Origin of the sequence: Bacillus sp. V5-8f, assembly GCF_002863565.1 — a bacterium.
Lineage (GTDB): Bacteria > Bacillota > Bacilli > Bacillales > DSM-1321 > Peribacillus.
This window is the reverse complement of the sequence record NZ_PGUW01000001.1, coordinates 51,536-72,267: the sequence shown is the minus strand read 5'-3', so window position 1 is coordinate 72,267 and position 20,732 is coordinate 51,536. Positions and strand designations below refer to the sequence as shown.

12 protein-coding genes, 2 pseudogenes and 2 riboswitches are annotated in these 20,732 nt (G+C 37.0%); of the genes and pseudogenes, 12 read left to right on the top strand and 2 right to left on the bottom strand.

Annotated features, from left to right (window positions below; all coding sequences use genetic code 11):
• Nucleotides 1-65: 65 nt before the first annotated feature.
• The 3 genes from galE (at nt 66) to CUU64_RS21775 (ending at nt 1,753) form a co-directional block, all read left to right on the top strand.
• A complete protein-coding gene (gene galE / locus CUU64_RS00280; RefSeq protein ID WP_101631280.1) occupies nt 66-1,031 on the top strand; it encodes a UDP-glucose 4-epimerase GalE in 966 nt (321 codons plus the stop codon).
• Between the two features lie 105 nt (nt 1,032-1,136).
• Entirely contained in the window at nt 1,137-1,535 is a 399-nt protein-coding gene (locus tag CUU64_RS00275) for a VanZ family protein (protein WP_101631279.1), read from the top strand.
• Between the two features lie 53 nt (nt 1,536-1,588).
• Nucleotides 1,589-1,753, top strand: a complete 165-nt coding sequence (locus CUU64_RS21775) for a hypothetical protein (RefSeq protein WP_180954406.1) — start codon at nt 1,589-1,591, stop codon at nt 1,751-1,753.
• A gap of 142 nt (nt 1,754-1,895) precedes the next feature.
• Nucleotides 1,896-1,981: riboswitch (cyclic di-GMP riboswitch) on the top strand.
• Nucleotides 1,982-2,223: 242 nt separating this feature from the next.
• Here CUU64_RS21775 and CUU64_RS22405 read toward each other — a convergent pair.
• Nucleotides 2,224-2,430, bottom strand: a pseudogene (locus tag CUU64_RS22405) (ATP-binding protein); the annotation flags it as partial.
• A gap of 151 nt (nt 2,431-2,581) precedes the next feature.
• Between CUU64_RS22405 and CUU64_RS22400 the strand changes: the two are divergent.
• From CUU64_RS22400 to CUU64_RS00225, 9 genes and pseudogenes are all read left to right on the top strand, one after another.
• Nucleotides 2,582-2,942, top strand: a pseudogene (locus tag CUU64_RS22400) (IS110 family transposase); the annotation flags it as partial.
• Nucleotides 2,943-3,462: 520 nt separating this feature from the next.
• Nucleotides 3,463-3,545, top strand: a riboswitch (cyclic di-GMP riboswitch).
• A gap of 518 nt (nt 3,546-4,063) precedes the next feature.
• On the top strand, nt 4,064-4,717 hold the full coding sequence (locus CUU64_RS00260) for a sugar transferase (protein WP_257985332.1): 654 nt from the start codon (nt 4,064-4,066) through the stop codon (nt 4,715-4,717).
• The gene (locus CUU64_RS00255) at nt 4,671-5,981 is read left to right on the top strand and encodes an oligosaccharide flippase family protein (protein WP_142383578.1); all 1,311 of its coding nucleotides are present in this window, start codon (nt 4,671-4,673) and stop codon (nt 5,979-5,981) included. Before CUU64_RS00260 ends, CUU64_RS00255 begins: the two co-directional genes overlap by 47 nt.
• A 3-nt stretch (nt 5,982-5,984) precedes the next feature.
• Nucleotides 5,985-7,100 (top strand): glycosyltransferase family 1 protein, encoded by a 1,116-nt coding sequence (locus CUU64_RS00250; RefSeq protein WP_101631277.1) that lies wholly within the window; start codon nt 5,985-5,987, stop codon nt 7,098-7,100.
• The gene (locus CUU64_RS00245) at nt 7,063-8,373 is read left to right on the top strand and encodes a hypothetical protein (RefSeq protein ID WP_101631276.1); all 1,311 of its coding nucleotides are present in this window, start codon (nt 7,063-7,065) and stop codon (nt 8,371-8,373) included. Before CUU64_RS00250 ends, CUU64_RS00245 begins: the two co-directional genes overlap by 38 nt.
• 133 nt (nt 8,374-8,506) lie before the next feature.
• Nucleotides 8,507-9,592, top strand: a complete 1,086-nt coding sequence (locus CUU64_RS00240; protein ID WP_101631275.1) for a glycosyltransferase family 4 protein — start codon at nt 8,507-8,509, stop codon at nt 9,590-9,592.
• 108 nt (nt 9,593-9,700) lie between these two features.
• Nucleotides 9,701-10,483 carry a hypothetical protein gene (locus CUU64_RS00235; RefSeq protein ID WP_101631274.1) on the top strand — a complete coding sequence of 261 codons (783 nt, stop codon included), beginning with the start codon at nt 9,701-9,703 and terminating at the stop codon, nt 10,481-10,483.
• A 75-nt stretch (nt 10,484-10,558) separates the two neighbouring features.
• The gene (locus CUU64_RS00230) at nt 10,559-19,066 is read left to right on the top strand and encodes a hypothetical protein (RefSeq protein WP_101631273.1); all 8,508 of its coding nucleotides are present in this window, start codon (nt 10,559-10,561) and stop codon (nt 19,064-19,066) included.
• A gap of 75 nt (nt 19,067-19,141) precedes the next feature.
• The gene (locus CUU64_RS00225) at nt 19,142-19,498 is read left to right on the top strand and encodes a hypothetical protein (protein WP_101631272.1); all 357 of its coding nucleotides are present in this window, start codon (nt 19,142-19,144) and stop codon (nt 19,496-19,498) included.
• A gap of 414 nt (nt 19,499-19,912) precedes the next feature.
• On the opposite strand, the gene CUU64_RS00220 is transcribed toward CUU64_RS00225, so the two are convergent.
• Complete coding sequence (locus CUU64_RS00220) at nt 19,913-20,695, bottom strand: hypothetical protein (protein ID WP_101631271.1); 783 nt, start codon at nt 20,693-20,695, stop codon at nt 19,913-19,915.
• Between the last annotated feature and the right edge of the window lie 37 nt (nt 20,696-20,732).

The window sequence follows — 20,732 nt, the reverse complement described above, 5'->3', positions numbered from 1 at the left end:
TCAGCTAGGAAAAATATTATTGAGTTGAAAACAGACGGGATGAACTATATGAAAGAGGCGGAAAGATGATTCTTGTTGTTGGAGGCGCTGGTTATATCGGCAGCCATTTAGTAAAGGAATTGGTGAAGGAAAAAGAAGTGGTGGTTTTGGATAATTTGTCTACCGGCCATCGTTGGGCGATTGATGAGAAAGCAGTGTTTGTAAAAGGTAATCTGGGGTCAGAAGAAGACTTGGTGCAAGTATTTGACACCTATTCCATTGAAGCGGTTATGCATTTTGCGGCATTCAGCTTAGTGGGTGAGTCTGTACAGGACCCTCAGAAGTACTATGACAATAATGTCGCGGCAACGCTGACGCTGCTTCGGGTTATGCGGAAGTATGGGGTGGACAAGTTCATTTTTTCTTCGACGGCCGCAACCTATGGCATTCCGGCAGTTGAGATGATTACAGAAGAGACGGCGACGAATCCGATTAATCCGTATGGTCGTTCAAAGCTGGTGATTGAGCATATTCTGGCGGATTTTGCTTTGAGCTATAGCTTAAAGTATGTGACGCTTCGCTACTTTAATGCGGCGGGTGCCTATGAAACGGCAGAAATTGGTGAAGATCATGATCCGGAAACACATTTGATCCCGATCGTGCTGGAGCATTTGCTTGGACAGCGGGAACAGATTTCGGTGTTTGGCACGGATTATGAAACACCGGACGGTACGTGTATCCGCGACTATATTCATGTGACGGATCTTGCAAAAGCCCATATTGCGGCAATGCGGGGACTGCTGGATGGAAAATTGGAGACAGCCGTTTATAACTTGGGCAACGGAAAAGGGTATTCAGTGAAAGAAGTGATCGAAACGTGTGAACGTGTTACCGGTCGGACAGCGAAGGTCGAGTTAGGGGACCGTCGCCCAGGTGATCCGGCACGCCTTGTCGCATCATCTGAAAAAATTGGACGAGAGCTTGGCTGGAAGGCCGAAATTGGACTTGAGGAAATTATTAATAGTGCCTGGAAGTGGCATCAGAAAAAATAGTACATGCGCTCCTGAAGAGGAGCGTGTGATTTTATTTAAGCACTCGCTTTAGTACGGTGAATGGATAAAGAAAATGGGTATTGGGTATAATGGATTGGATAAGGAGTGATATTCATAAAAAAAGCAGCATTCATCGGTTCAGTCCTGTTGATTCTGTATTTTACAATGCGGAGCCACACTTTTTTAGAGATCGGTACTCAGTCAGGCGGCGTAAACACCACATTATTCCGTTCCATCCAAACAGAAGTATCAAGGGGTTTTTATCTGAACACAGTTGGCAATATTATTTTATTTATACCATATGGGTTGGCACTTGGTCTGATCTTTAAGGAGAATCGCTTGATTAAAGCGGCCGCGGCTGGCGCAGCTTTATCGACGGCTATTGAATTGATTCAAATATTTATGCCGAATCGATGGACGGATATCGACGACGTAATGCTGAACACATTCGGCACACTAATTGGGTGTATGGCTGCGTTCCTTTTTCCTTGGATAAAGAAGTGAAAAAGACCCGAGTGAACAGGATGTTGTATGTACCATAGAGAGAAGAGCGTATCATGCTGCTTCTGGACAAAGCGTTAGAATTAGAAAATGCTGCGCTGCAAATTGAAAACGTAAAGAACTACATCGAAGAATATAAAAAGAGTCAGAAGCCTGAAAGCCAGGTATCTGCTGAAGAACTGTTTGGGATAGATGATGATATCAGTCTTCCAGTGTGTTAAAATGTACAGATCATTAGCAATGAAGCCAGCTCATTGAGCATTCACTCTTTTATAGAATTGATATTTAGAAAAGTCAAAAAATATTTAAAGGTAATGTAGCTTTTGTGTGAAATGTCGTAGCATAAAAGATACAAAATATAATTGTAAGAAAGGGCAAAGCTACTGAAAAATGGTGACGCAAAACTATAGGGGCTAAGGTATTGGATACTATGTCAGCCAGTTGCCGAATACGGACCTCCGTGCAATTTACAATATGGGGGATAAACCAAATGGAATGCGAAGGTAACGTTTTGCAAGGTTTAGTTTGGGGATTGATGTTAAGTATTCATTTATGGATTAGCAGTTTTTAATTTATGAATATTCTTATGTGACAAACACAATTAGGCGGGCTGCGCTGCGGCTTGTCTTTATATATTCTGCCGGTATGAACTATAAAAAACCTTGAAATAAAAGGAGTTTGAAGATAAATGTCAATATCGGTCAAGAATTCCCCAATTTCGACGGAATAAAAATCCCCATTTTTTTCGGTTACTTTGGTGCGGATGCGGGAAAAATACCCGCTTTTTCTTTTCTCTTAAACGATAAGACTCCCCTTTGATGTTAAACGTAACGGCATGATGCAACAGGCGATCCAGTATGGCTGTTGCCAGTACATCATCGCCAAATACTTTTCCCCACTGGATCTTGAATCCGTATAAAAAACTGACCTTCTTCACTTACCTTATTTAAATCCAGATTTTAGTATGTTGGATCCTTTGGGATCGCGTATAAGAAATGGGAATAGATAAGTGTAAGATGAAGGCTTCAATACTATTAAAGGAGAATACTATGAATCATGTCATTGCTTTTGATGTAAGTATTGGGTAAAAGCTAAAAATAGTCTGTTCGAAGGTGAAATTAAGCACTGCAGGTCCGAGTTCTCAGAATTACGATCTCGGATTGAAGAATTTACCGTAGGGTATGGAAAACTGCCTCATTTTGTGTTTGAATCAACCGGTGTCTATTCGCGTCCGTTAGAACGTTTTATGAAAGAGAACAATTATGCATACTGTATATTAAACCCATTAATGCCAAACTGCAATGTGACACCTTAAGGATTCATAAAACGGATAAAAGCGATGCATATCAATTAGCTCTTACCCACTTCACTAATTCCAGAAGGGAAAGACAAGGGATCGATGTTCTCTTCCCTGATTCTAACTAACTATAGTTGGCATTGATAAAAAGTTTATCCGTAAAACTTTTATTTCCATTAACAAGTCTAAGCGTGAACCTGCGATTGTAACATTTGGAATTAAGAAAAGATTTATCAACAACACTATTGTCATTTCAATTTATTCAGCAATAGATTGGGCCATAATATATGCCAACAGGATAAAAACATTATCACTGATTATTGTTAGTATCACGAATTGTAACATTATTTGATTTTTTCTACAGTTTCCCCTCTATCTTGGCATTAGCAATAACTATAATATCTGCCCTGTGGTTGAAATTCATTTATTCGAGTCTTAACTATCAAAGGATGTATTTAGGAATAGGAACTGTTTGCTTGTAACTGATACATAAAGTTTACTGAATTCATATAATATAATCATGGACTCATTCCCTACGAGTATAAGCTGTCGATTATTGTAAAAATTTTTTGAAAACTAACAGCTCTACACTATGGAATAAAAAGGTATAATTACCATATTAATTGTATTTATTCTTATGAAAACCAATCTTATTGAAAAGTTAGGATGCAAAACCACAGATCTACGGCTTCTGCTATGATGGCTGGGTTACAGAAAAGGGGATGAATATATAATATGCCTCTGTATCAAATGAAAGAAATTTGGACACCTTTAGCAATTATTGGAGTAAAGTTTTTCAAATCAGAAGACAGACATGTTTTTATCAAGTTCAGGAACAGTAGACGGAGAAAAATATTATGAGACTAGTGAATTTAGAGGGCTGATATCAGTCCTTTTTTATTTATGCTAGTATCATTCTCAGTCAGTTCAATTAAAAAAGTTTATACTTATTAACATTTTTTCACATTCGTCCAAGATTTTGTATTAATGGGAACAAACGCTTGTTCTTTCCTTTACTAATATTTAAATAGGAAGTTGAAAATTTAGGAGAGCACAACGAAGGCTCCAAAAATCCAGCACTTCATCCAATTGGAGTATTTCAGTGTATAAATTAATTATAAACATGTAAAAAAATGTGGAAAAATATATGTAATTAAGTAAAAATGTGGTACTATGTCTTTAGTTCAATAAATCTAGGACATTTTAACTATATAATACGGCATGGTGACTTATAATGCACATAAATGAACATAACAGAGTAATGCAGTTGGGCTGGAGCGTTGCAGATGTACAGCGTAAAAGTTTGCCTTTATACTACATATTTTGGACTACTATGATCAACTTATTATTTGCAATAGTTGGTTTAATACTTACCTTTCCTATCCTTTTTTTTTGTGCGGTTTTTATCAAACTAGACTCTAAAGGTCCAATTTTCTTTTATCAGAAGCGTGTAGGACTTAATGGAAAGCAATTCACTATTATCAAGTTACGGACAATGATAGAGGCCGCTGAGAAAAATGGCCAGCGTTGGGCTTCGGTTAATGATCCCCGTGTGACGAAGGTAGGCGCAATTTTGCGTAAATATCGGTTGGATGAACTTCCTCAATTTATTAATGTGATAAAAGGGGATATAAGTTTGATTGGACCTCGTCCTGAAGTGCCTGAATTAACAAAGCGATTTACGGAACATAACTCCTCGTTTATATATCGTTTACAGGTTAAACCGGGTATAACCGGTTGGGCACAAGTGAATGGAGGCTATGATCTATCCCCTGATCAGAAATTAAAATATGACATGGAATATATAAATAATATCGGAATTGCGATGGATGCGAAAATAATTGTTCATACAATTCGTGTGCTATTTACAGGTGATGGAGCTCGTTGATTCGAAAGAAAGGCTTGTAACATACATGTTTAAGACAAAAACACTTTCTTTAAAGCAAAACATTTCATGGATTTTAATTGGAAATGTCCTTTTTTCTATTTGTCAATGGGGGATTCTTTCATCGCTATCAAAATTGGGCAATGATCAGATGATAGGGCAATTTACCCTTGCTGTAGCTATTACTGGACCAGCGTTCATGCTTTCCAGTTTGCAGCTTCGTTCATTGCTTGCTACAGAAACCACCAATCAGATACATATTGATATTTATTTAAAATTAAGAGGGCTAACAAGTATCTTGTCTCTCGTGGTTATTATTTCCATAGTATCTTTATTAGAGTTAGACATGTCTACAAAATTAGTAATTCTGCTCGTAGCTATTTTAAAGTTGATTGAATCAGGAAGCGACCTTCTGTATGGTTTTTTTCAGCAACAGGAACGGCTCGATATTGTTGCTAAATCCCTATTGTTAAGAGGTATTATTTCTTTTCTTCTCTTTAGCATTTCTTTGTATTTCTTCAATAATTTATATATTGCATTATTTGTTTATATTTTAACGTGGTTAATGGTCTTACATTGTTATGAACGAAAACATGTACATTTACCGGTGAATTGGAAGATTGAAAAGAGATCTATGCTCGTGTTAGTTAAACTGGGCTTTCCGTTAGGTGTTGTGTTATGTATTATTTCGATTAATTCGAATGTACAGAAATACATTCTGTCATATTTTTTGGATGTTACACATGTTGGTTATTTTTCCGCTATTGCTTATTTAACAATAATAGGGAATATTTTTATTAATGGTATTGGACAGGCTTTTAGTCCCCGATTCGCACAATTGATCTCTACCCAAAAGGTAAATGAATTAAAGAAATTATTATATAAATTAAACATGTTGGCACTCCTCCTCGGAACGATTGGCATCATTCTTTCATTGTTAGTAGGTGAAGATATCTTGGTGTTGATATATAACGAACAAATCGGACAATATACTAATCTATTAGTTCTCGTAATTATTAGTGCAGCATTTAACTTTATGAGCACCTTTTCTGGTTATGCATTAACGGCGGGGCGTTTTGTGAATGCTCAGCCCATACTTCATTTTATTGTTTTTCTAGCTGGTATCCTCTCAAGCTATGTGTTCATTTCAAAGTTTGGTTTGAACGGTGCTGGCTATTCCATGGTTGCCACATCGGCTGTTCAATGGATTGGGAGCACTCTTCTTCTTCAAAAATTTTTAAAAAGTAACATCAGTGTAGGTGAATGAATAGTGAAACAGCCCGTACGTATTCTTCATATTTTTAACCACATGAATCCTGGGGGTGCTGAGACCATGATCATGAATTTATATCGAAAGCTTGATCGATCACGTATTCAATTTGACTTTGCCGTTTCTGTCCAAGAAAGGGGTCATTTTGATAACGAAATTGAAGCACTTGGTGGAAGGATCTTTCGATTGTCTCACCCATCCCAGTCATTATTTGCGTTTATGAAGGAACTTAAAGAGACACTTTTACATGGAGAATTTCACGCCGTACATAGTCATGTACATTACTTTAGTGGCATAACCATCTCCATAGCGAAAAGAATGGGTATACCCATCCGGATTTCCCATAGCCATAATACTGAAGATGGACAAGTTAATAGCTTGTTACGCTATGCCTATCGTTCGGTCATGAAAAAAAGAATACTGAAACACTCAACCCATTTACTAGCCTGTTCGCACGATGCCTGTTTTTCTCTATTTAGTAGAAGCCCGATTGAAGATAATCGTATTCATATCATAAAAAACGCGATTGATCTGGAATCATTTAGGAAGAACAATCAAATGGTTTACTCAAAAAAGGACATCTCATTACCTGAATCTGCAATAGTAATTGGCCACATAGGAAGGTTCTCTAAACAGAAGAACCATGAGGGTTTAATTCATATATTCTCTCATTTCCATAATCAAGTGAAGAATGCGCATTTAGTGTTGGTTGGTGAAGGAGAACTTCGTAAAAACATTGAAAATCTGGTTAAAGAAAAACAATTAGAATCATATGTTCATTTTTTAGGTGTTCGTGAAGATATATCTTCCTTACTGACCTTATTTGATGTATTTTTGTTTCCGTCGTTATATGAAGGCCTCGGGGTTGTCTTAATCGAAGCTCAAGCTGCAGGAGTCCAATGTGTAATATCAGCTAATATTCCCAAAGAAGTAGCGATTGTAAAGGAAATGGTTTCATTTGTCCCGTTAGAGGCACCGCTTAGTGAGTGGCAAACTGCAATTGAAAATGCCCTCACTCAAAATCCTGATACCTTTAATAACAGAAAGAAGTACTTAATGGACCAAGGATACGATATCAATGCGTCCGTTAAACAATTGGAACTTATTTATGCTTAGTCTGTTTAACGGTCTTACAGTTATCTGGGGATCATATTGGACTTTCAAAGCGATCAAGGCGATTTCCCGGGGTTCCCGATATTCAATCAATTTCATTATGATTGTTTTTTATGTATTTTTTATTCTGCCTCTAGGAATGGACATTATTTTCGGAATTCCTCATTATACATATGAGCGTGGTTTTACAGAAGCTGCAAATGATACGAAAACTCGTCTTATTTACAATATTTATGTTTCTATGGTCCCTTTAATTTGGGCAATCACCGCAGTTAATAAAAAGAGACCTATCAATAAAGGTACTCTTAAACATAATGGGATCCTTGTCGCGGCCACTCCTTTGACTAGCTTTTATATTGCCGGTCTGGTTAGTCCTGTCTTTGTATCTATTTTTTCTCCAGATCCGAGTATATATTTACAATACGGTAGAGCGGTGCTAGGCTTTCCGACTGAGCAAAGCGAAAAATTTCATGAGATTGTAGCGATTGCCACTTTCTTCAGCGTTATTTCCTTTTCCTTTATGCTGATGAAAAGCAAATCTAGAAAAGCATTTTTCTTTACATTTTTGATGATGTCCCCTTTTTTATTTGCGGCAGTTTGGATTAATGGTAAGAGAAATATCGTGGCTTTAGCGTTTGTGCTTATTTTGTATGCCACATGGAACAAAAAGATTTTACAGCCATTTCATTTAAGTATGCTAGTAGCATTGCTAATAATGTGCATGATAATGTTCTCCTCTATGTATCAAACGGTGTTTCGCTACCAAATGTTAAAAATTGATAATTGGTCTGAAGTGTATCATAACTTTCGAGTTGATTACGGTCGTGATGATGTTACAAAGTTGGCAATTTATGCAGAATTATATACGGACCGTCTTCAAATCTTGGAATATCGGTTTGAAAGCTTCTTATTTAATATTGCCATGTATATCCCAAGGGATGTATGGCCCGATAAGCCTTGGCCGTATGCGGTTTATGCCACCGCTGCATTATTAAAAATACCCGCACAATATGTAGGGTGGAGCATGACCACTAGTATTTTGGATGAATCAATTGCAAATCTAGGATGGGTAGGTTTAATAATTGGACCTCTACTAATTTCGTTCATGTGCCGATTGGGCGACCATTATAGATCCGATTTAATACACTTGTTTACGGTTCTGGTTGGAAGCTTATCATTAGTATTACAATTAGCTGCATTTATGCCGGTTTTTGTAATCTGGGTGGGATTAATAGGTTGGATGAGACTCAGACAACCATACCGATTGCAAATATAGAAATTAGATTCCAACGGCAAAAAAAGCGTTCAATGAGTTATGGTGAATCGGTGTCCATAGACTAGTCGATGGATAAAATAAAGTGCTATATATTCTGAAGCATCGTTTTTGCCGTCCTAAAGGAGCTGAAATTGTGAAACAAAATGTGATGTTGATCGTGCTGAACTCTTCTTACGGTGGAGCAGAAAAACATGTTTTTGATCTCGTGAAACATATGGACCGCCAAACAATCGATCTGACCGTCGTTTTGCCAACTGGTTCGAAATTGGCATCGTTAGTGGAACATTATTTGGACAAAAAGCATATTGTCAACGTGGAAAGAGGAATACAGGCAATCTGGAAATTAAAGAAATTAGTGGAGGTACTGAAACCGGATATAGTACATTTGCACAGTCCACGAGCCACTTTCATTGGTATGGTAGCCAAAACTATCTCTCGACAATCCAGTAATGTGTTTGTGACAGCCCATGGCTGGATACCGGATCGATTGAAATTAAGAAAAGTCTATGAGTTTTTGTATGTAAGCGCCATAAAAAGGTCTGATCGGATTATAGCTGTGTCCGGACAAGTTAAGGATATGCTTATGGCTTATAAATTGGATGAAAGTAAAATCTCGGTTATACATAACGGGATCGAAGTACCACCCCAAATAGAAGTGACCAAACGGCAAATCGCGAAGAAGCGATTTGTTTTTTTAGGACGAATGATTGAAGAAAAAGGAATAAGTTATCTGCTAGAAGCAATTGAACAAGTCGACCAAAAATACCCGGAGAAATATCATCTGGATTTTTACGGAGATGGCCCATTGGCAGAAATGATTAAAGAAACTCTGAAACATAAGCAGATACAAAATGTTACACTTCATGGATTTGTTCAACCGGAGCAGGTAATTCCTTTATTGAACCAATATGATGCATTTTTGATGCCATCTGTTCAAGAAGGCTTTCCCTATACATTGATAGAAGCCTTTGCTGCAGGACTAATGGTGATAGGTACAGATGTAGGCGGTATTAAGGAAGCATTAATCGACAATGAAAATGGTTATTTGATTCCTGCAAAAGATGTTGATGCACTAATATATGCCATGACAAAGGTAATAACAATGTCAGATGAAGAATTATTGAACTTCAGGAATTTGGCGAGGGAAAGAAGTCATCATTTTACCATAGAGAAAATGACTAGTTCCTTAGTTGATGAATATGTGTTTTTAAGGAGGTGAAATACAATTAACAGCATTGTATATGCTATTCTTGCCCATAACAATCGGGATTGCTTAGAGGATTTAATTGATAGTATACACGCATTTTCAAAAAACAGCCGAATCATTTTGTTTAATGGAGGCGAGGATACTTCTTTTTATAAAGGTCTTCCCATCGACCTTTGTCCTTACAGCAAACCACTTAAGCATGGAAAACTATCGGAATTTCATTACGGTGTAATGAAAATGCTCGAAAGGGAACAGTTTACATATGACTTTCTTGTCACGCTTGATTCAGACATGTTATTGATTAAACCGGGTTTTGAAGAGTTTATTCATAAAACTATGAAAAATTCACTGTATATGGGGGTAAATTTCCAGACTATTGACAAGGGCACCGAGTGGATAATAGGTAGGCGATTTTTATATAAATGGAAAAGTAAATTTCAAAAGTATTTTCAAATTGAAAAGCCTTATGGAAGTTTTAATCCTTGTCAAGTGTTTCGCCACAAGTATGTCCAGAAATTTGTTGAAGATGCTATGACTGTTCCTTTATTGCATGAGGTGGGAGTTTCTAAATTAGAGGCACTTGAAGAAATTATTTACGCCTCCTATGCAGTGAAAATTAAAGCGAATCCTGTTAGTAATCCTGGCTCTCACGCACTTGTATTGAGAAGGCATAGTGTAGAGGAGTTAGACGCATATTTACGGGACGACCAAGTGTTTTTTGTACATAAAGTCGGGATGAATTACAAAGATCCTGACCGAGTATTTATTAGAAATCTTATTAAAAATAAAAATGAAAAAAAAGAACAAGTGATGAATGAAGATTATCTGACGCACTACCCGGTATCGCTAAGACGTAAAGCGCTGTCATGGTGTAAGGATATTTACCTAAAACTTTTTGCATAAAAAAATTTATGGTAAATATGTGCAAATGAGGTAAAATAATATAGTAAAATTTAACTAGATGAAAGGGGTAAATGAATGAAGAGAGCCTATAAGTTTAAAAGATTGCTAATAGGACTGATTGCTACAATCTATTTATTTAGCTTATTTGTGCCTTATGCTCAGGCAGAAGAGGGTACAACTGAAGCTCCTATTGTTAATGTTGATGAACCAAATACGCAACAAGAACAACAGGAACAGCCAAATCAAGACGCTACAGAACAAAAAAGTGAGGCACCCGATGCGGGTGGTGATACCTCCCCTTTAACAGAAAGCCCTGAGGCACAGGAAACTATTACAGATGAGCCTGTAGTTTCTGAAGAAGCGCCTATTCAAGAAGGTTCCTCTCCGCCTGAGGGAACAAAGGAAGAAGCAACAGAACAGTCAGGGGAACAAACGGCTGAACAAAATGCGGAACAACCAATCAAAGAAGAAACTACTGAGCCACTAGAGCAACCAGAGCAATCATTGCAACCACTAAAACCAACTATTAAAGGACAATTAATGATTGGGGATAAGCCAGTTGTTGGTGAATGGGTGAATATTCATTCAAAAACAGACGAGTGGTTTAATGATCAAACCGATTCTACTGGTAATTTTTCATTCAACTTGCCGGATGGGGAATATGAAATACAAGGCATCTGGCTGGAGAATGAGCAAAAGTGGTACCAATTGGATAAAACATTTAAAGTTGTGAATGGCAATTTAGAAGATACAAATGAACTATCTATTAATTTAGCTCCAAAACCTCTTGTCCATCCTGTAACTGGTACAGTGAAACGGGCTGGAGTTCCAGTGGTAGGAGATACAGTGAATATTGTTTCTTCTGCTGGTGAATGGTTTAATGCTGTATTAAACGAAAACGGAGAATTCGAGTTTTCTTTGCCTGAAGGTCAATACGAACTTCAAGGAATCTGGGTATCCGAACATGAAGAATGGAACCAACTAAATAAGAAGTTTAAAGTAACTGATGGGGGATTAGTCTTAAATATTGACGTAAAAGAAACAGTCAATATAGAAGGGTCAGTAAAGCGTTCAAGTGAACCGGTAGCCGGTGACTGGGTAAACGCACTGTCCTCAACTGGTCAATGGTATAATGCCCAATTAAATTCAGATGGACAGTTTACACTTGCTTTACCAGATGGAGAATATGAAATACAAGGTATCTGGGTATCTAAATATGAAGAGTGGAACCAAATAAATAAAAAATTCACTGTAGTAAGTGGTAAATTAGAAGGTACTTTAGCCATAGAGTTAAAACCACCAGTGATTGAAAACAATGTTATGGGGTCTATTAAACGTGATGGTGAACCAATTAATGGCGATTGGGTAAACGTATTGGCTACAGATGGCAAGTGGTATAATGCTCAATTAGATCAAAATGGAACTTTCGGATTGTCACTTCCGGATGGAAGTTATGAAATTCAGGGAATCTGGGTTTCAAAATATGAAGAATGGAATCAATTGAATAAAAAGTTCTCTGTCTCAAATGGTGTATTAAAAGGGAATTTGGATATTGATGTAAAGCAAACCGGAAATATTGTAACGGGTATCTTTAAACTAGCAAATGTAAATGATTGGATCAACGTTAAGTCTTCAAACAATAAATGGTATAACACTCAATTGGATGCTAATGGGAATTTCCAGATAACTCTTCCTGATGGAGAATATGAAATACAGGGAGTTTGGTCATCGAAGTATCAAGAATGGATTCAATTAAATTTCACTTTTAAGGTTTCAGGGAATGAGGATCTCGGGGAGCTTAAATTACCTCCACCTCCTCCGCCAGAAAATGTACACGGTTCCGTGAAAAGAGCTGGCACTCCTGTAACAGGAGACTGGGTAAATGTTCTATCATCAACTGGTGACTGGTTTAATGCGCAGCTCGATGATAATGGCAATTTTTCATTAAATCTTGCTGATGGAGAATATGAAATCCAAGGAATTTGGGTGTCTTCACCTGGTCAATGGTATGTTTTGAACAAAAAGTTTATAGTAGCAAATGGGCAACTTGAAGGAACGCTCGACTTTGATGTTGAAGAAGTTGTAAAGAATGTCAGAGGCACATTCACTTATGCAAATGAGCCAATAATCGGGGACTGGGTGAGTGTATTATCCTCAGATGGAGTATGGTACAATGCTCAATTAGACAATAATGGCAATTTTGAATTACGCCTTCCTGATGGAGAATATGAAATATCCGGAATTTGGGTAACTTCAACTCAGGAATGGTTAGAATTAAATGAAACGTTTAAGGTTGTTGGCGGGGAACAAGATAAACCGTTAAAAATCGATGTAAAAACAAGTAATGTCAAAGGCCATGTGAAAGATGGAAGTAATGCTGTACTGACAACGGTAAGTTTCCATACAACGGGATCAGAAACCCGTTGGTATACGGCTCAAACAGATGAATCAGGAAATTTTGAGTTGTTTCTGCCGGATGACGAATATCTGGTAGATGGTATTTGGGTGGATGATAAGCAACAATGGTACCCGATCAATCTGAAATTTTCCGTTGAAGATAGCAAGTTAAAGGATTTAGAAGAAATATCCATTAATATTGGTGCAGAAACTGTTGATATTACTGGAACCCTTTATGATATCAATCAGCCTGTAGGCGAAGCGGATATTCAAATTTTAAATGTTGAAACAAACCAAATATCATCTGGAAAAACAGATGCACAGGGTAATTTTACAGTTAAATTGTTAAACGGAAAATATAAAGTGGTTGCTGCCAGCAATCCCAAAATCGGTACTATACAACTAAATGAGCAATTTGAAATTGTTAATAAACAACTCATCATTAATGGTGAGACAAAAGATAAGTTAACGATTTTCTTACCTGCTGTTACGGCAAAGGGTTCTATAGTGAACGCGTCTGTGCCTGTGCATGGTGCTAACGTTTACGTAAAAAGAATTGTAAATGGTGAGGTCTACTCATTTGTAACAGAGGAAGATGGATCCTTCGAATTGCGTGTGCCAAACGGGGATTATCAAATCCTATACGTTAGCCTCACAAATGGTGCGTATTATGGAGTAGGTTCCCTAATTACAATACCATCGGGTGAAGACATTAAAGTAGATCTAGCTGAGATCATAACTGATGTATCTGTATCCGGGACTGTTACGTATAAAGGCCAAAATGTAACGAATGGTAAGATACATGTAAGTACCCAAGACGGACATAGAACATATATACGCGAATTTAAAGATGGGACTTTCTTGTTCTCCCTACCTGTTGGTACGTATTATATATCGGCAGTTGAAACAAACGAATACGGTTCTTCCTTTGTAAATATTCCGTTTACACTTAACAAAGCGACCCCAGTAACGGGTCTTCAAGTAGTACTAGCTGACACAAACATTGAAGGAATCGTGAGCTCCGGTGGGAAACCGATTGTTAATGCATCCGTACAAATTTCTAAACTAGGCGAAGACTATGATTCAATGGATGCTGTAACAAATAACGAAGGTAAGTTTAAACTTCAATTAAGCGACGGAGAATATAGAGTTGATGGCGTTGAAGGTGAAGGTTATACACCTGTTGGTTTAGATTTTGAAGTGATTGACGGAACCTTGATTGTCAATGGTCAGGAAACAATGAATCTATCAATTGAAGTTCCTCCTTTAAATGTGAATGGCAAGATTGTAAAAGGCGATATTGGAATCATGCATGCCTCCGTTCTATTTCACTACGATTCAATGAATGGAGAAATGTTTGAGCTTGAAACGGATGATAAGGGCGAATTTAAGGGAAGATTTAAAGATGGAAAGTATAATATTGATGAAATTGTTACATATGAAAATAGAAGTCATCAATATTCTTTCATTAATTATTCTTTTGAAGTCGTGAATGGTAAAATCTATGTCAAAGGAATTCAACAAGATAAGTTAATAATCGAGATCCCATCCGACGAAAACGAATTTGTAACGCGTATATTTGGTGATACTACAGGTATAGATGGTTTATCTATAAGTATAATGGAATTAAATGGTGATAAGGATTACTCAGCATATGTAGATCTAAATGATGCTCGAAGTACCACTATACGCCTTCCTGATGGTAATTACACCATAGATGAAGTTTGGGATGCTACCCATGATGTTTCAATAGGTGTAAATATTCTTGTTACTGTAAAAGAAGGTGTACTGACGGTTAATGGGGTACAACAAGATAGTCTGGATATTTATCTTCCAGAAGTATCACTCACTGGTTCTATACTAGATGGGACAATTCCTGTGCCGAATTCAACTGTCACTATTTCTAATGGCCAGCAGAGAGACATGTTTCTAAGATCAGATATTAGTGGGAATTTCTCTGCGAGATTAGTAGACGGTCACTATACCGTAACAGGTGTTGATTTACGAGAATCTCCTGATTTTATCGCTATGAACAAGGAATTTGAGATTCGGAATGGAAAATTATTTATTGAAAACGTTGAAACACAAACGTTAGATTTACGTATTCCTGCAGAGTCTTTAAAAGGTAAACTATTGGATGGCGATAAAGGGGTGGCTAACAGCAGACTCACAATTCGCAATATAAACAGAAACCAAACTTTCAGTCTGCACACAAATGAAAGTGGGGAATTCGGTAGCCGCTTGCCGGATGGAAGCTATCTTGTTGAAAGAGCGTACCTTGAAGATGAGTTCGCATCGGTAAATTTATCTGTTGAATTCACAATAGAAAATGGAAAACTTTACGTTTCCGGTACTGCAAAAGACAGGCTAGTCATTAACCTACCAGCTATCACATTGAAAGGAATTGTATCAGACAGCAATGGATCTGTTGAAAATTTTACACTCTCTATTAGGAAGCAAGATTCTACAAATAGTGTGAGTGTTAAAACAAATTATCAGGGTGAGTTCTTTGGCCGCCTTGCGGATGGTAATTATAAAATCGAAAGTGGTTACTCACCCACAAGCTGGAGTCCATTGGATATTGCATTTTCAATTGTAAATGGGAAATTGCAAATAGATGGTGAAGAATCAGAGTCATTAAGAGTGATAATTCAATCGATTACTTTAAAAGGAATCGTGATGGCAGATGATTTACCTGCTAAGAATGTTAGCTTGACTATTGAGCGTATTGACAAAGGCCAATACTTCACGATTTCTTCAAACGAAAGTGGTCAATTTTATGGCCGATTGGAAGATGGTAAGTATCAACTTACGCAAGTAAACACTCAAGATAACCAGAGAACCAAAATGGATCTTTCTTTCGAAATAAAAGAAGGAAAAATTTACGTGAATGAGGAAGAGAAGGAACAATTGCAGGTTAATCTGCCTTCCGTTACGTTAAAAGGAATTGTGCTGGATGAAGGTAAAACTGTAACTAGTGCGGATCTTGGGATTGAGCAAATAAATAATTATCAATATTTTAATGCAAGGACAAATCAGGATGGAGCCTTCCATGTACGGTTGCCAGATGGTCAATATCGTATCACAGGTGTCTATATGGAGAACTCCTGGAATCAGTTAGACATTCCATTTGAAATCAAAGATGGAAAACTAATAGTCGGAGGACAGGAAAAAGACCAACTAACGGTCAATTTGTCGCCGAAAACGTTGCATGGATTATTATTAGATGGTGATAAACCTGTTACAAATGCCACGCTGTTTGCCAGAAACATGGCTAATTATCAAGAGGTTAGCTTGAATACTGATAATAATGGTCAATTTTCTGGCCGATTGAAGGATGGAAGCTATCAGATTAACACAATAATTTTAAACCACACACAATGGGTTGAATTGGGTTTAATAGAGTTTTCCATCAAAGATGGTTTGTTATATGTTTCTCAAGAGAAAAAGGAAAAGCTAATTCTCCAGTTACCAAGCGTGACATTGAAAGGTAAGGTTTTAGATGGCTCGAACGTAGTTCCTAACGTAAATGTAGAACTACGTAATGAAGACACTTATAATCATTTTAATGTACAAACTAATGAAACTGGTGAATTTGTAGGTCGTCTGAAGGATGGCAATTATAGTGTTGCCAGAATATACACGCAGTACTCCGGTTGGGTCGATATAAAACTTACTTTTTCGATTTCCGGTGGAAAGCTATTGATAAATGGTGTCGAGGAAGATTCTTTGATTGTTAATTTGCCAAAATCAACTCTTACCGGAAAAGTATTTGATGGCACTGTACCAGCACTAGATGTTGACTTTCAAATCCAACATCAAAATGGTAATATCACTTACATTAGAACAAAGTCAGATGGAAGTTTTACCGCTTATTTAAGTGATGGTGAATATAAGATTGGATACATTTCGCTTTTGAACAATGTAATAGCAAATTCAAATATTGTATTTTCAATCATTGACGGAAAGCTAGTCATTAACGGAAAAGAAAGTGAACAATTAAGGGTTGAACTTAGCCCAATGACTTTAAAGGGAAGTGTAGTCGACGGTGATTCTTCTGTTGTTCACGGGGGAATAGAGATTGCCTCCCAAGGAAATCAATCATTTTACGTTCCAATTGGCAGCACTGGAACATTTTCAGCCAGATTAGTTGATGGGGCATACAATGTGACACGGGTGTATACTAGTAAAGGTGACAATCTTAGCATCACGAAGCCTTTTGAAATAAAAGATGGAAAGCTATATGTGTCTGATACGGAAACAGATTCATTAACTGTCAATATAAGCACGTCTATTTTAAAGGGCCAAATATTTGATGGAAAGGTCAAGGTGCCTCAAGCTGAGTTAAATATTCAGCACCTGGAAACAGGACTAGACACATATATTGTTGCCGATGAAAATGGGGATTTCCAAAAGAAGTTTTCTGATGGTGATTACAAAGTCACGAGTATCTATCACCAAGAAATTGGTTGGTATAAAATTGATCTATTTTTCTCTATAGAAAATGGAGTTCTTTTAGTTAATGGAGAAGCAAGAGATTCATTGGAAATCAAAATTCCCGGCGTAAAAGTTAACGGATTTGTTTGGGATGGGTCAAATAAAGTTCCAGACGCAAATATACAGATTCAAAACGATAAGGACACAAGCAAATTTGGTGTTTGGTCTGACCACAACGGACAGTTTTCTATTCGCTTAAATGATGGGGAATACACCGTCACTAATTTGGGGAAAAATGAACTTGGATATTTTGAATTATCAAGTAAATTTGTAATCCAAGATGGAAAACTGTTTGTAAATGGAGAACAAAAGGACGGTTTAGACCTAACGTTTCCTAAGGTAACATTAACCGGTACAGTTTATGACGGAACCGAAACGGTTCCAAATGCTTATTTATATGTGGAACGTGAAAACTCTCAATTAAGTCAGTACATTACCACAGATGAAAACGGTGATTTTGCAAATCGATTAACAGACGGTGTATATAAAATAGTAAATATCGGAAGTCCAAATCATCAATATTATGAGATGTATTTTGAATTTGAAATTAATGATGGTCAACTGTACGTTAGTGGAGAGAAACAGGAAAAACTGAATCTTAAAATCCCGGCCAATGCATTTAAAGGGAAACTATTAGAAGGTGACACAGTTTTATCTTACGCTAATCTCGAAATTCAGAGCTTGAAATATAATTCTCTCACATTCGTTACTACTGAACAAAATGGAGAATTCTCTTCCCGTCTTCCAGATGGGGAATATAATCTTTCAACAGTTTCGAATACCTGGGTTGGTTCAGTTAAAATGAACCTATCATTTTCTGTGCAAGATGGTTTGTTATTTGTGAATGGACAACAAACGGAGTATTGGAATTTACAACTTGCGGAGTATGAGAATACAGGGCAAGTTCAAGACGGATTTGGTTTGGTGCCGAACATCGAATTCATAATTTATACAAACGATGATAGTTATGTTCGAAGCGTAAAAAGTAATAAAGAAGGGAAATTCACTTACAAGCTTGAAGATGGGACATATCAAATCAATTCTGTACGGGAGAACGACACAAACTACTCGATAGATGTGGAGTTTGAAATTGCAAATAATAAACTTTTCGTTAATGGGAAAGAAAGTGAAACATTAATTATACCACTAATAAACAATGTAACAGTCGGTAAGGTATATGATGCAAATGGTCCTATCAGTAATGCACATGTAGGTATCATTCATCAGGATGTGTGGTACACCGTAGTAACAGACGAACAGGGAGTATATAAAGTTCGAGCAACCGATGGAGAGTTTACAGTATTTTCCGTTGAAAAAGATGGTTATAAAGCTCTCGATGAATCGTTCACAATTGTAAATGGCCAGATTGTTGGAAATATGATTGATATTCAAATGATTGAACCTAATCTTACTGGTTATGTTAAAAATGAACAAGGTGAGATTCTTACAGGCCGAGTCCATATTACCAATGAAAGTGGATATACTATGGGACTAGCTTATACAGATCCTAACGGTTATTTCCAATATCGTTTAGAGGATGGGGAATATCGAATCTGGGATATAATTTCAAATGATTCTTGGTATCAGTATATTATTGATTTACGATTCAGCATTGTAAATGGCAAAAATTTTGTAAATGGTCAACAAGTTGACAACTTAAATCTAACTGCAAATATGGTAAAATACTAGTAATGAAAGAAGTATAAGGAAACTTGCAATTTGTTTCCTTATACTTTTTGTTTGTAACAAACAGGAGGAATTATTATGCTTAATAAAAGGGCTAGTATAGCGCTATCGGTGGCTTTATTATTAACGGGTTGTCAAGCGAGTGATGAAAAAAAAGAGGACGCGAACCTTTCACAGAAAGCAGGTAGTACTGTAAGTGAAGAAGAAAAGAATGGTGTAAAAAAGTCCGGACAACTTGAAACTGATAAAGAAGTGAGAGATTTTGTCTTACAGCATACATCCGTTAAGGAAATCATGAGTATGGAAAAAAGGCCGCACCCTAAATATCCACAAGAAGGTATATTCCATGTAACTACAGGGATAAATAAATATGGCCAGAAGATGGAAGTCTGGATTCAGAATGGCATCGTTTTTGAAATGAATATCATGAATTAAAAGAAATCCCATGGTGAATATCATGGGATTTTAGTTTGTAAATTTAGCAGCAAGATTTTTGATAATCCGGTACTACTACCTTTACTCATTTTTCGTTTTTATAATCTTGAATTGCGAGAATATTAGAATACGCGATATAGAACGGGTGGATGATTTCTTAAAAGTTGCAGAACAATACAGTCAAAAATAAGACGAGTTTTTTTCAATGGGACTGATCAAAAAGGGGTGTCAGTGGGAGAAGTGTTTCGTCATTGGTAAGCCGTGGAGACATAACTCGGAACTCAGCGATAGTGTATCTTACGGTTCCTTTAAAAATAAAGAGGCACGAGTGAAAGTAATTCTCTCCTGTGCCTTTTTATGCTCAGCCTAATTTAATCAAACGTTTGATTAATCCCATTTTATCAAGTTAAAATGTTAAAACTCAGTGACCTGTTTTACTACTCTATTTCTCCGTTCCTCTTTTTTAGCTTGGTAGTCGGTTTTAAATCCCTGTCCGTCATTGATACTAAAACCATTAGTCTCTAAATCAAATTGCATCTGTTGGTAGAGTATGTTGAACGATTTATCGGCATTGCTTTCTAAAGCCTTTGCAGCTTCTTGGTATTTCACCGCCAATTCTGCATTAGTATATTTCTTTGACACATAGTCAGCTTTTGCCTGGACTACTAATTGGTCAATCTTACTTGTTTCCTGTGCTTCAAGTTCACCAAATACGGTACGGTAAGTACTCGTGATTTCTTCTTTTGTCTTCTTTTTATTGGAGTTGCTTGATGAATTAGTGGAATCGCTTTTAGAACTTGTATTAGCCTGATTATTTGAAGTTGCACTTTGGTTCGGCTGATTATTTGAAGTTGCACTCTGGTTACGCTGATTTGAGTTAGACAAAATGGAAGTCGACTCTGGGTTATGTTCAGCTCTCCCACTTGTACTTTCCCTATAGGTATTCAGTTCATTTTGGCTTATGTTCGACTGGGAACCCGCTTTTGTTGTGTTTGTTTTTATTTTTCCATCTTCATTCACAGCGGTTTTGCCGGTAGCCTGCTCAATTTCCACCATTCGTTTTTTGTTTTCTGGCTTCTTCATTGTTTCTTTAGCCTTTATAGTTGTTTTCGCCACTTGATCTTCCTGATATTTATGTCCCACGGCAACAGCTCCGATCACCAGTACACTAGAAGCGATTATTATGATTTTTTTCATTTCTGTCCTCTCACATATCCTTTTTCATTATCCTATC